We start from the raw sequence: 13,971 nt of genomic DNA on the forward strand, positions 1-13,971 counted from the left end.
CTAGCGTAGTGCAGCCAGAGGGGTTGGATCGAGATACTCTTCAATCCGAGCAATCTTTCCGTCTTCTACAAGCACAACTGCGATCGCATCAGCTTCTATGGTTTTGTCATCTAGCGTCACAACTCGCAGAATATGCTGCTGAAGCCAACCACCCGGAATCTCGACCATCCTCTGGATGTCATACGTGCGCGATTTGGTCTTCGAAATGATGTTCTTGAACGTTGCCATGTTTTGGTCAACGGTTTGCGTCTTGCGGTCATAATTGTGCCAGATACCGGCGTCTGGTTTGAAGCATGCGCGAGCGCCTGGCTCGTCACCCGCTTCCAGGCGGCTCTTGAATTTTTCGGCTAGGTCCAATGCACTCATGGGAAAAGTCCTGATGTAGTTTGAATGGAGCGCCCCATTGAGATGGGGCGCGGCAATAAAGGTTCCTTATTCGTCCAGCAGCGCCTGCACGTGGTCCGGCACCGGCTCTCCTTTGCGGGTCAAGTCTCCGATTGCGGGATTGAAGTAGTCCCTCCACAAACGGATCTTTCCGTTCTCGAACTCGAACATACCCATATATGGGATCTGAATCCGATTGCCTTTTGCATCAACAAAATCGTCTGCACCCTCAACCATCAAAATATCTCCATCTTGCGCGTGACGATTGATACGCCACTGGATATTACTCATCCCGGCGCCAAACTTTTCAAGGAATGCACGAATTTCATCAGGACCCTTCAATGGCTCTGACCCAACGCGATAGTAATAGGTTACATCAGGCGCGACATGCGCCAAGACGCCATCGATGTTTCCAGCTTTCCAGGAATCCATAATCTGGTTGACGGTAGCGAGATGATCCGGCTCAGGCTGAATGACGCCCATTTCTGTGAAGAGCTCGTTTCGGTCATAGTATTCGCGCCATTCTGTGACCTTGCCCTCTTCAATAACCAGCACACCAGTAACTGGAACAGCCCCATGCTTGCCGTTGACGTCGAAGTCATCAACGCGCTCCAGGAATACAGTGTTGCCAGTCGCGGAAACTGTCTTGAGTTGCAGCTCCAAGCGAGTAGCATTCTTCAGCAATGCGCCGAGGTGCTCCCGCAAGGTTTCGCGACCATGAATTGGCTCAATCATCATTGAATGCAAAACGGCATCCTCAGAAAACAAGTTTGCAATTCTATCGACGTCCAGATCATTCCAGGCGGCAACCATGTCTTTTGCAACGGCAATGCTTTCTGCTTCCAATGTGCTTTCCACGGCCAATTCAGTCTCCATATTTTGAGGGGCAGTCTGACAGGCGGTCACGAGCATCGCGCTCGCTACAGCCAGTTTTGAAATGAGTTTCATCGATTCATTCCTGATGGGTTGAGAGATAGGAGGCCGGCCCGCTCCTGTTAGGTGCGGGCCGGTCTTGCTCGAGCAAAAGGGGCACTCGAACAAGTGCGCTAAAATTGATAACCGAATGAAATTCCATATGTGCGCGGCGCGCCGAGCGTAGAAACTTCATCCCCCAAAAAGGCAATGATATTTGTTCGATAGAGCTCATCAGCGAGATTTTTGCCCCAGAGCGAAACGGACCAATCAGCGTCTTGCGGTGCGTACGTGACACGCCCATCTATCAGTCCGTATGCCTCTTCTTTTTGAAAATTGTCAGGTAGCCAGTAAAGCTCACCCTGCGCCGCATAACTCAATCGAAGCGTGAGCGCGTCAGGATTTCCAAGGAAATCTGCCGTGTACTCTCCTCCGATGTTGAACTGGTAATTCGGTGTGCGCTGCAATTCGTTCCCCGAATTATCCAGACCATTCGAGTCTACGAAGTCTTCATATTCTGTGTCGAGCAATGTCACCGCCCCGAACAGGAACAAGTCGTCGTTCACGACCCATTGCATCTCCGTCTCAATGCCCATGATGTTCGCATCAGCCGCATTGTCAGTAATGTTGCACAGACATCCATCGTCAGTTTGAGTGACCTGAAGATCCTTATACTTCATAGAGAATAGAGCAGTGTTCAGACGAGCCCGGCCATCAAGCAGGTCAAGTTTCAGCCCCAACTCAATGTTCTCAACGGTTTCTGGATTGTATGGGGTTGTTGCAGCTGCTGGGTTCGCTGGCGTATCTTCAAATCCACCGCCCTTGTAGCCGTGTGAATACGTCAGGTACGTCAGGATAGAATCATTCGGCTCCCACTCAAGTGTGGCCTGAGGTGTTACTTCTTCCGTTGTTTGTGAATAAGCCACATCGGTAAACGGCGTGATGAGTGGAGACAACGGAACTGTGTCCGTTGGATTGTATCTGTCGCCGGTCTGAATCTGGAGCCCAGAAACCGTTCCGGTCTTTTCATCCTGCGACCAACGCACACCAACGGTACCACGCAGCTGGTCCGCAAACTCATATCCAACCTGCCCAAATACTGCGCGACTGCTCGTCTCGCCGTTATTGATCCAGTGGGATTCTCCTGACAGCGTTCCAAGAACAGTCAATGGAACTTCAGCGAGATACTTGTCGAACTTGTCAACGTCATCTTCCTGAATATACGCTCCAACGAGCCAATTCAGAGGACCATCACCATTCGATAGAAGACGAAACTCCTGGGTAATCTGCGTAATCTCTTCGTCTTCCAAAACGGGGAACGAAAATGCCAACGGTGTAGGAGTTACTCCAAAACCGTTTCGGTAGCCGATGCCCGTTTGGTCATACATGCTATAGGCTTCGGCAGTTCGATATCCTGTGATCGACCGGAACGTGGCAATATCTCCAAATCCCTTTTCAATATCCAGCGTGACGCCGATCGCTTCGCGACGAAGGACTTGGGATTGATCTGAATTATCACCCGTATACCGATAACTTTGTGGAAGGCTCTCGCGAATGTCGAGACCGCCGGGCAACAGCGCGGAGATGGCATCCCGGGTCGTGCTCCATGGCCCCTGACCCGCCGCATTCGGATCGTCAATTGCTACACGATGAATTCCGTTCGACGAATCATCTGAATAATCAACAATGCCGCGGATAGTCAGGTCAGCCCCGTCGGGCTCCCACATCAATTGCGCTCGCGCCTGAAAGGAATCTAGATTGTCGAGGTCACGTTTGAGCGTGAGGTCTTTGTTGTATCCGTCATGCTTGCGGGATTGAAACGAAAGACGGCCGGTTAAATTCTCCGCAATCGTTCCGGTCACATGACCGTTGAACAACTGACTGTCATAATTTCCGAACTCCGCTGTGAACGCTCCCCCGAAGTCTTCTTCCGGTTTGGCCGTATAAATGGAGATCGCTCCACCAACAACGTTTCGTCCCAACAGCACGCCCTGTGGGCCACGAACTACTTCAACTCGCTCGACATCAAAAAAGTCCGAGTTCAGAAGGCCCGAACGACCGACATATACATCATCGATGAAGATACCGATTGATTGGTCGGCGGAAGGTGAATCCAGTCTCGTATTCGTGATACCCCGAATATTGAATTCCTGGTCCAAGGGTGAGTTTTCAGTGTAACTCAACGAGCTAATGTTACGCGCCAAATCTGAATAACTCAGCACCCGATCCTTTTGAAGCGACTCGCCGGTAACCGCGGATACAGCTACCGCAGCATCTTGCAAAGTCGACTCTCGCCTTTGTGACGTGATCACTACCGTATCAAGAGTACGAGACCCCGCTGAGCCCGCTTCTTCGACACTATCTACATCAGCATCCTGAGCATAAGCTGTGTTACTGAAAGCAACTATCGCAAGCGCCATCGCGCTTGTTCGCATCAATCCAAAGCGACGCATCGCTCTTCCTCCCATTGTAAGTCTTCTAAACGAGACCGTTCAGTTCTGGTTTGACCGGTGTCTAGGTGACCGGTTCTAGCCATACGAAATTGCTAAACAGCACCAGTGGGTTTGTCAATGCAAGTTACTAGTTTTTTCGATATCGCAAGTATATTCGCTTAATTATGTCAGAAGCGAACGGCTCGCTTAAATTGCTAAACGAAACCTAAAAGCAGAATTTTGATGATAATCAGTCGCGGGATGCTATTTCAGATAGATCCCGGCGCAGAACTTTTCCTAGTGGGTTGCGCGGCAAACTCGGAACAACAATCAGCTTCTCTGGTAACTTGTACACGGAGATTTCTTTTGACTTCAAAAAATCCACCAGGATCTCCAAGTCGATATCCGCATCTGGCTGGGTAACCACCACAGCGCAGACGCGCTCCCCCAGCCGATCGTCCGGATAAGCTGCGCAGGCAGCTTCCTTCACGGCGGGGTGGCTCTCGATAAGACTATCCAGTTCAGCCGGAGAAATGTTCACCCCGCCCCGGATGATGATTTCCTTGGACCTGCCAACGAATTGATAGAAACGGCCACCCTCTGCTGTCGAAATTTCGAACAAATCGCCAGTCTTGAAATAGCCCTGATCATCGAATGCTTGCGCTGTCAGCTCAGCATTGTTCCAGTATCCATCAAACACCATCGCCCCATCAATACGCAACTCTCCAGGCATGCCGGGCCCGCTGATGTCTTCTCCGGTCTCCAAGTCTACCAAGCGTGTTCTTATGCGTTTTGGAAAGCCCATCTCCCACTCCAGCCCGGGCACGCCAAACCTTGGAAACAGAGCCGCGCGCATCTCAGGATCACCCACAACAACGGGCGTTGAAATAAGAGAACATCCCTCGTTCGATCCGAATACGTTCATGATAGACACGCTGTACTGCTCCTGCCACGCTTTCACCATGAAGGGAGGTAGCGGCGCTGATCCGGAGGCAATACATTTGACTTGTCCGAAATCAATGCCGTTCAGCAATTCCGGTTTCTTCAACAACATCGTCAAAATCGCAGGGGGCGCGACCGTGTAGTTAATCCCTTCCGCTTGAAACTGTTGCAGAAAGATCGCCAAATCGAATGGATGGTGTTGCACCAGACAACCACGGCAAAGCAACCAAGGGACAACCATTCCTCCAAACGCCGCGATGTTGATAAGCGGAAAGGGGTTTAGAATTCGATCCCCCTCGCCCAACATGGCTGCTTCAACCATGCACTCACCATTAAATACCCAATGCGCATGATGCCGCGGCACGCCCTTTGGGTCCGCTTCTGTCCCGGACGTCCAGCAAATCGTCGCAACTTCTCCCGAATGCAATTCTGGATCCGCCAGCTGAACATTTACAGCCGCCGATTGTGCACTTTCCAGGGACTGAAAAATCTCGCCTTCCCCAACACAAATAACAGGGCCGTCATATACTCCTTGATCTGAAAGCTCTTTCATCTGTTTGGCGTGATCGCATCCGTGAAAGTCTCTCACGGTCAAAACCAAAGATGGCTCCAGTTGCTTGATCACCGACGTCAATTCATGTTTTCGAAATGCCATCGCAACCGGACTGAGTATTGCACCAATTCGCGCACATGCGAGAAAAGCGAGAACACCCTCAACAATGTTGGGCAATTGGGTGAGCACGACATCATCACGACCAACACCAGCGGACACAAAAGCCTTGGCCATCGCATCAACACTCTGATCCACTTCGTGAAATGTTAAACGCTGTGGCTCGTCTCCCAGCAAAAGGACCCTATTGGAAGGGTCTACCAACGCCAACTGATCGCCGCAGCTAGATACCGCTTCCTTTAACAGATCGTCGATTGTCCGCTTACCCCACCATCCTCTTGATCTGTATTCATCCAGACGCGCCTGTGGTGTGATTTGCATATTTTCTTCTCCCCGATAGCTCGCACAACTGCCGTGTACGTTTATAAATAGATGGGCTCAGCGCGTGTTTTTCGCACCTCGAGAGTTCCTTTCAACCAAGCACCTCAAATGGCGTCGCTAAAGGCAATGACACGAGACCAGCAGGTGCCTCTATGAGCGTTGGAATAGCGTTGACCACAGTACCCGCAACGGCCATCTGTTCCGCGCTTGTGCGGCCCGGGATACCTTCAGGGCGCTCGACCCCAAATGAAATCGCTACGTTGGGGATTCCCTTAACCTCGAGCTTCCACAAGTCTTTGTCACCACCGTTGACATGCTCATCATTCATCGCCCACGCAATGGACAACAAGACTTTCTCTTCTCCGCCAATCATGCCTCTCCAGCGCCAATCTATATGACTGGCAGTCCCCTTGCGGATTTTACCAGCACGAACTTCGAGATCACGACCAGAAGGCAGCATACGATGTTTTCTCTTTATCTCGTCCAGTTGCCAGCCCAAGGAGTGTGCAACCGACGCGACAACATCCTCGAACATTGCATTCAGTGTTTGCGCCGGCGCCCATTCGTCGCTGTTCATGTCCACCGAACCGACTTCTTTTCCGAAACCCAGCAAATCAAAAACGTATTCAGGGCTCGCGATTTCGTCGGTTAGAACCACTTCGCTGAGGGACACCGACGATACGGCGGAGCAAACGCTCGTTGCGGTAACGAGTAAGCGCTCAGCTGCGAAGCCTGGATTCAATCCTGTTCCTGCAAAACTGACGCCACCCTCCTCGCAAGCTGCTTGGAGTTTGTCTCGCCGCGCTTTCGACCAATTCGGATAGAACGTGTTTCCATTGATACTAAGTACATTTTTTCCTGACTTTAGCAGTCTCACAATGTCATCATCGTGACTGTCATGCGTAGCACCTAGACGCGCAGCGTGAACCACAAGATCCGCATCCAGCGCGACAATATCCTCAATGTCATTTGAAGCCAGAATTCCAGTTTCAGGACGATTTGCAATCTTGCCGGCATCGGAACCGGACTTCTTCGGACTGTACACATACAAACCGACCAGATGCAGATCGGGCCGGTCAATGATGGCACGCAGGCACGACTTTCCCATCGCGCCCGTAGCCCATTGAATGACTTTGTACTGCCTGGACCCACCATTCATAATCCGTCACCCTTCTCTTGATCCGATCTGGATACTTCAGAGCCACAATGGTGGGTTTTGTTATGAAAGTCTATAGTACGATTTACTCAGGAATTGTTTTTCTCGACCAATTCATACGTCACCTCATGAGGCAACATCGGCTCCAGACAGTCTGAACAACCGACATAGGCATCAAGAGGATTACCGCAGAGTTTGTGGCGAAGAATAACCGGAGCCCCTTCAGGAGAGGCATAATACGTATCGCCCCACTTCTGCAGCATCACCAGCACAGGGTAATAATCCAAGCCCTTCTCGGTGAGAAGGTATTCAAAACGTTCAGGATTATCCTGGTACTTATGAGGAATGATGATGCCGGTTTCCTCCAACCAGCTCAACCGATCAGATAGTATGTTTGACGCAATCGCCGTGTCTTTCAGGATCTCATCGAACTTTCGAAGGTGCGTGAAGATAGACCGGAGGATGAGCCCAGCCCACCTGTCTCCCATCAATTCGGCCGATGCTGTAAAAAGTAGCGACTCTCTCGCGGGTTGATCGGCATCGCGGCGTTGCCGGCGACGACTGTAGATTGGCGCCATAAGCCCCACGCCCGGCCCCTGCTCCCAGTTCACATCACGCGCATTGATAACCTGCTGGCAATGCCCGCAAAGAGGCTCAGGCGTGGTGACATGCCCACATTTGCTATGTGTTAGTTTCGGAACGACCGCCTTTTCCTGCGTCGCCCAGCGTTGCTCCCAGCGCAGGAGCATCAAAGAGGTCCAGTAGAGCGCCAACCCCTTGTCGGTAAGTACGTAGTTAAACCTCGGCGGCGAATCCGTGTAGGCCTGCTTTCGTAGTAGGTTTGCCTCAGTCAATTTCTTCAACCGGTTCGAAATTAGTGCCTTCTGCAGGCCGGAATTTTTCCGAATGGCGTCAAAACGCCTCTGACCGAACCAGATCGCCTCAAGAATAAGCAGTGTCGGAGTATCCCCAACGACTTCCAAAGCCCGCCAGATCGAGCAGGTCCGGATCATGGGCCTCGAGTTATCAGACTTGGAACCTTCAGCAATCATGCCTCAGTCGCTGGCGCCTTTCCGGCCGGAACAGACCGGCCCAAGAGTAAACTTAGTGCCCAGAACGCGAACAATTACGAACAATAACGAGCGGACAACAAGTCAGACCTAGGCGCTAGTGACTATCATATCAATACCTTAATCACTGATGAGTTTTCGCTGCTGCTGCTTGCATGAATTGCTCAAAAGCGTGCTCGGCATGTTTGGTGCGGGGAGACGATGCATCGAGTTCATCCAACTTTTCCCGGTTTTCCAAGTACCAAGACTTAATATCTCCGTCGCTTGGCAGCATTGCTCCTACGGTTTCCAGAGTGCGCACCTGTCTCACCAGTCCAGCACCGGCGGTCCAAACGGTTCCATTCAAATGGCAATCTTCGCTCGCCAGCCAGCTGACAAAAGGCGCAACCTTGTCTGCACTCAACGCATGATCACCCTCTGACGCCTCGGTCCCTCGGGTCATTTGTGTCAGCGCATAAGGCAATACGATGTTGGTTCGACAACCGTTGCGCGCCTCTTCTATCGCCATGTTCAAAGCAAAGGCCTGCAAAGCCCCCTTGGATGATGCATACGGCGAACGACCTCGAACACCGTACAGGCCTGCACTCGAAGAAACATAAACGAGCCGAGCCGAAGGAGATTTTCTGAGGGTCGGAAGCGCGTGCCGGGTCAACCGAACCACGGACGCGAAGTTGGTCGCCATCACCAGGTCAAAATTCGCCGCGTCCATATCCACGAAACGTTTAGCGTCACCTGTGATGCCCGCGTTGAAGATAATACCATCAAGACGCCCATAGGTTTGCAGCGCGCGCTCCACCATGCGTTCGGCAGCACCATCATCCGTCACGTCGCTAGTCTCGACGATCCCATTGCCCCCGGCTGCCGCAATCTCTTGCACGACGTGCGCGGCAGAATCCGGCTGCCCCTCGCGAACACGATTGTTCACTACGACCCTTGCACCACGCTTCGCCAGATCCAACGCAAAAGCTCTTCCCAATCCTTTGCCGCCGCCGGTTATCAAGACAACACGTTTTTCGGCCACGTTTTCCTCCAGTGGAACGAGTTCAGATCAATGCAGGATCACACGCGCTCAATGATCAGCGCACTTCCGATTCCACCGCCGGCAAGGGCGACAACCATTCCAAGTTCATCATCACGACGAACTAATTCATGTAACAGATTTGCTGTTAGGATGGCGCCTGTTGCTCCCATCGGGTGGCCCATCGCGAGATGTCCCCCATTAACATTCACCTTGTCCATGTCCGGATTGTACTCGCGCTCAAATGCCAAAGGCGGCGCAGCAAAAGCCTCCATGTACTCAATCAGATCCAGGTCGTTGAGTTGGAGGCCAGCATTCGCCAAGGCTTTTTCCATAGCCATTGGACCGGCATCGAATTGATCAATCGGATGACAAGTCACTTCTGCAAAGGACAGAATGCGGGCTTTAGGGGTCAGGCCACTCTTTTGCTTTGCCTCAGTCCCGCCCATCAGCGCGAGCGCCGCTCCGTCAGAGAGTCCCGGCGTATTCGCGACCGAGTGCACATAGCTGATTTCAGAGAGTTCCGGATGCTGTTTCAGCATCATCGTCTGCGCCAAACCCCTACCGAGCGAGGCGAACGCTGGCTTGCGTTGCTCCAAATGCTCCATAGTCAGTTCGCCATTTATCCACTCGTCACGAGCACAAAGAACTTCGCCATTTGAGCCTCTGACCGGAACCACGCTTTTGTTATAGCGCCCACTGTCCCATGCGGCTGCCGCGCGATTGTGAGACCGTAAAGTGACTTCGTCCAATTCTCTTTTCGAATACCCCTTTTGACTTGCAAGTAACTCCGCACCAAGGATCGGAGCCAGCCACCCCAGCGCCTCAGATCGCGCAGCATCGGCATACACAGGGGCATTATCGGCTAGAAATGGCACCTTTGAGAGCATTTCCACACCTCCAGCCAACATGAGACCATTTTCGCCAGCCCTGGCCGCAAGAAACGTATCCCCAATGGCGGACAATCCTGATACGCAGTAATTGTTCACGGTTCGGGTAACAACATTCCCCAGAAGCCCAGACTCGGCTTTTGCAAGATGCGCGATATGCCCACCTTGCGCGCCAACCTGCCCCACACAACCCAAGACCAATCTGGACACACTTGCACGCATGTCTGGGGAGGTACGGCTCACAAGTTCGTCGACCAATACCGCGATTAACGCTTCCGGAGTGACAGAGTGCAAACCTCCATCTGGGCGACCTCGACCGCGCGGCGTACGAAGCGCTTCGAATATGTAGACGTCTTCCATGTATCCCTCCGGGAAGAAATTCTCACCTCCCCTCAGCATTGACTTGCGTATCCATACCGTTAGCGCAATTCAACGGCCTACTTCAACTGCTTCCTTAGCGTCACCAGCAGTGAACATGAGAGAACCAATACCACCACCAAGAATAGGTTTTATATTGCAAGCTTCTTTTCACTCACATAGAAATGGGTGAAAATGCGGATAACGAACAGAACAAATTATTCGGAGGGGGAACGTCCTTGCTACAGATCATTCTAGTCAATTTTGGCATATCACTCACAGCATTCGTTGCGCTTTGGGCCATCAGTGTAAAAATTAAAAATGCAAGCATTGTTGACATTTTCTGGGGGCCCGCCTGCGCGCTTCCTGCTGCCACAACATGGCTGCAAACCGAATCGCACTCATTGCGCGCCACTTTGATCACGACACTTGTATTGATCTGGGGACTTCGACTGGGACTGTACCTCGGCATCCGCAATGTCGGCCACGGAGAAGACTTCAGATACGTCAGGATGCGCGAGAAAGCCGGCGGTGACGGCCCCTTCGTCATGCGCAGCCTAACGCACGTTTTCGTTTTGCAGTGCTGCATCTCATTCTTTGTGTCCCTCCCCGTACAGATAGGTCAGTTTGGATTCTCCGAGTGGCTACTGTTCCCGGAGGGCGAGCTCGGCATCATTGCCTATCTCGGAATTACGATCTTCGTCATCGGCCTGTTGTTTGAAGCTGTAGGCGACCATCAACTCAGACAGTTCAAAAAGAATCCAGAGAACAAAGGCAAGCTGATGGATCGCGGCTTGTGGTCATGGACCCGCCACCCGAATTACTTTGGAGATGCCGCAGTCTGGACTGGTCTGACGTTAGTCGCTCTTGAAAGCCAGTGGGGCTTCCTGACAATACTAAGCCCACTGCTGATGATCCATTTTCTGTACAATTTGTCGGGAAAAGCCCTGCTGGAACGATCGATGTCTCGGCGCTATCCAGATTACGAAGATTACCGCCGCAGAGTCAGCGGCTTTCTACCTCGACCGCCTGCACGATAACTCAGCGGAGGCGGCGGCATTCTGAGCCGCCGCCTCTGGATGTCTTAAAAGCTCAACACGTCGGAAGGAACAGGGTCAGAATACAACCACTCAACCGTTTCCTTTCTCCGACGTATCGCCAGCGCCTGATTGATTGATCCCTTATCTGACACTTCTCCAGCTCCCATGTCCGGCGGCTCGCTCAAGAAAGCAAATCGGCAAACACGTTCACTTGACCCCTTCGCCGACTTGTTGAACCGCTCAATCGCCTCAACGAGATCTTGCTGAGTGGCCGAAAGGCCTGCCGGCGTTGGCCAGGCAAGAATTCCGATCCGATCATATCCCTCACCGCACACCAATGCATCCGCAACGTATGGCGCGAGATCACGAACCAGAGCGGCACGCAGAGATCCACCCGTGACCCACGTTCCGGTACTCAATTTGAAATCCTCTGACAATCGGCCACCGAACAACAAACCTCGCGTAGGGTCGTTTGGGTCAGCAAACTCGGCAGCATCTCCGATGCTATAAAATCCCTCTTCGTCAAATGACCTCGCCGCGGCATCCGGTTGCCGCAAGTAGCCAGACATCACGCAAGGGCCTTTCATCCGCAGCTCATAGCGATCACCCATCGGAACAAGTTTCAATGTCACGCCTGACAATGGCAGGCCTATACCGACTTGGTCCGTCTCGAAGTAAATAAACATACACCCGGACGTAGTCTCCGTTGCACCGTATCCTGATGAGATGAGAATACGATGACCCGTTGCTTCTACAGCGAGCGCCTGAAGCCGGTCATGGACGGGCTGGGGCAACCCCGCGCCCCCGAAGACCAAAACCTGCATCTTCGAAAAGAAGTGGTCGCGAAGGTCGGAATCGTTCTCCAACTCTTCCACGAGCATCGCGTAGCCAACTGGCACGCTTGTAAACGTGGTGAGCTCCAGGTCGCGGATGTTCCGAAGCGTTGCCTCAAACCGCCCCGGCATTGGGCGCCCTTCGTCAACATAATAGGATCCGCCGACAAGCGCCGAGGCGATTGACACATAAAGACCGGACACATGGCTCCAGGGCAACCATTCAAGAATGGTGCGGTCCCAGGTGCCCGTATCTTTCATTGCCCACCAACTCTGCGACACGCACACCATCATCATTTCATGAGTCTGAACCACGGCCTTTGGCATCCCAGTGGATCCGGACGTCAGCATGTACGCGGCATGCGTTTCAGGCGTGATTTTCTCAATCGCTTCATCAACTGCATGCGTGGACTGTCCTGCGCACAATTCCGCGAAATCTACTGCGCCGTCCTCAATAGCTGCCGGATCGCAAGTAACAATCTGAGCGTTCGGCAGACACGCACGCGCGGCCGCGACATGTGGTGATCCCTCCGCAAACACAAACTCTGGCTGTACGATGTTTGCCGCATGCCTCATGCGTGCAAAATCAGTACTGGCGCCAAGCAGGGCATAGTTCTCGCTGACAGGCGCAATTGGTATTCCCGCGAACAGCGCGGCAAATCTCATGGTTGCATGCGCCACTGAGTTTCCAGAAACAATCATGAGCGGCGTTTCCGCCGTCGCTCCGGAATCCAGCAACCATTGAGCGCAGGATCGGACGTTACCAACAAACTCTGCGTAAGTCTTGGTAGCCCACTCACCGGACGAATCGCGCTCAGCCATCGCAATTCGGTCTGACCATTTCTGTGCAGACGCCATCAACCCGACAGCCACATTCGGCGCAATCAGCTCCAATTCGTCCTTTGTCGACATGAGCATCGTTCCGTCGGCGCGGGTCTCGATGTCTAGATCGACCGCAGGAAACTTCACTTTTCTGAACGCCGGCTTAGCCGGTTTACTCTTGGTCAACATGGGTCCTCCGCTTGAATATCTATACTGGGTATGTTTTTACAATTGACTACAACAGGACGGTCTGATCCAATCAAAGTCAACAGGGAACAAGGCCGCTCTTCACCAGAAGTGTCAGGCACTCGTTAATGCAGAGCATCAAAAGGGCCGCATTGACGAGACAGGAAAGGAAACACAATGAAAGTCGAAGGCTGCACGGCATTGGTCACCGGCGGAAACCGCGGCATCGGGCAAGGGTTCGTCGAAGAACTCATCGATGCGGGCGCAAGAAAGGTATATGTCGGTTCGCGAAATCCGGCCGATATTCCAGAGTCGTATGCCGATTACGGCGACAAGGTCGAGATCATCCAACTTGACATAAGCGATCCAGAACACGTTGCGGCGGCCGCTGAGAAGGCTCAGGACGTGACATTACTTGTGAACAATGCCGGTGTGTTTCACATGACCACACTCATGACCGCCCCGACCATGGATGACATGCGCTCCGAAATGGAAGTGAATTTCTTTGGTACGATGTCCATGTGCAGAGCATTCGCTCCAATCATTGAGAGCAATGGTGGTGGTGCGATTGTAAACGTTCTATCCGCGGGCGGCATTGTCGCAGTGCCGAATATGGGAGGATACAGTCCGTCCAAGTTCGCCATGCGGGCTGCTTCGGACTGCATGCGCGCAGAACTTCGCTCAAAAAACATCCACGTAGCCGCTTTGATTGTTGGCTCCGTAAAAACGCGCATGGCTGCTCATATCAAGAATATGAAACAGGCTCTGCCGCGAGATATTGGCAAGGCTGGGATTATAGCCGTCGAGAACAACATCAACGAGCATGACACCGATCCACACGCGGTATCTGTACGCGCATTTCTTGCCCGTGACCCTCACGGACTCGCGGAGTCCATGGCGCAGCGCGTAGCTCAATAAGCCCAATAGCGGACATCAAC

11 protein-coding genes are annotated in these 13,971 nt (G+C 52.6%); 2 read left to right on the plus strand and 9 right to left on the minus strand.

From position 1 onward, the window contains the following. The 8 genes from HY36_RS10270 to HY36_RS10305 form a co-directional block, all read right to left on the minus strand. A complete protein-coding gene (locus HY36_RS10270) occupies window positions 1-366 on the minus strand; it encodes a nuclear transport factor 2 family protein (RefSeq protein WP_035552163.1) in 366 nt (121 codons plus the stop codon). Window positions 367-432: 66 nt separating this feature from the next. Next, on the minus strand, window positions 433-1,332 hold the full coding sequence (locus HY36_RS17820) for an SgcJ/EcaC family oxidoreductase (protein ID WP_051602690.1): 900 nt from the start codon (window positions 1,330-1,332) through the stop codon (window positions 433-435). Window positions 1,333-1,430: 98 nt separating this feature from the next. Continuing rightward, the gene (locus tag HY36_RS10280; protein ID WP_162175984.1) at window positions 1,431-3,749 is read right to left on the minus strand and encodes a TonB-dependent receptor; all 2,319 of its coding nucleotides are present in this window, start codon (window positions 3,747-3,749) and stop codon (window positions 1,431-1,433) included. A 229-nt stretch (window positions 3,750-3,978) separates the two neighbouring features. Next, window positions 3,979-5,661, minus strand: coding sequence for a class I adenylate-forming enzyme family protein (locus HY36_RS10285; protein ID WP_035552166.1), 1,683 nt, complete (start codon window positions 5,659-5,661; stop codon window positions 3,979-3,981). 91 nt (window positions 5,662-5,752) lie between these two features. Further along, window positions 5,753-6,820 (minus strand): hypothetical protein, encoded by a 1,068-nt coding sequence (locus HY36_RS10290; protein ID WP_035552169.1) that lies wholly within the window; start codon window positions 6,818-6,820, stop codon window positions 5,753-5,755. An 86-nt stretch (window positions 6,821-6,906) separates the two neighbouring features. Continuing rightward, window positions 6,907-7,869, minus strand: a complete 963-nt coding sequence (locus HY36_RS10295; protein WP_206741183.1) for a winged helix-turn-helix transcriptional regulator — start codon at window positions 7,867-7,869, stop codon at window positions 6,907-6,909. Between the two features lie 142 nt (window positions 7,870-8,011). After that, a complete protein-coding gene (locus tag HY36_RS10300; RefSeq protein WP_051602692.1) occupies window positions 8,012-8,908 on the minus strand; it encodes an SDR family NAD(P)-dependent oxidoreductase in 897 nt (298 codons plus the stop codon). Window positions 8,909-8,946: 38 nt separating this feature from the next. After that, window positions 8,947-10,155, minus strand: coding sequence for an acetyl-CoA C-acyltransferase (locus HY36_RS10305; RefSeq protein ID WP_035552173.1), 1,209 nt, complete (start codon window positions 10,153-10,155; stop codon window positions 8,947-8,949). Window positions 10,156-10,337: 182 nt separating this feature from the next. Between HY36_RS10305 and HY36_RS10310 the strand changes: the two genes are divergently transcribed. After that, window positions 10,338-11,192 carry a DUF1295 domain-containing protein gene (locus tag HY36_RS10310; RefSeq protein WP_081806147.1) on the plus strand — a complete coding sequence of 285 codons (855 nt, stop codon included), beginning with the start codon at window positions 10,338-10,340 and terminating at the stop codon, window positions 11,190-11,192. 44 nt (window positions 11,193-11,236) lie between these two features. Here the strand turns inward: HY36_RS10310 and HY36_RS10315 are convergent, their stop codons facing one another. Next, entirely contained in the window at window positions 11,237-13,036 is a 1,800-nt protein-coding gene (locus HY36_RS10315) for an AMP-binding protein (protein ID WP_035552176.1), read from the minus strand. 174 nt (window positions 13,037-13,210) lie between these two features. On the opposite strand from HY36_RS10315, the gene HY36_RS10320 reads away from it, so the two are divergent. Beyond that, entirely contained in the window at window positions 13,211-13,951 is a 741-nt protein-coding gene (locus HY36_RS10320; protein ID WP_035552178.1) for an SDR family oxidoreductase, read from the plus strand. The last annotated feature ends 20 nt before the right edge of the window (window positions 13,952-13,971 follow it).

Origin of the sequence: Hyphomonas atlantica corrig. (assembly GCF_000682715.1) — a bacterium.
Classification (GTDB): Bacteria; Pseudomonadota; Alphaproteobacteria; order Caulobacterales; family Hyphomonadaceae; genus Hyphomonas; species Hyphomonas atlantica.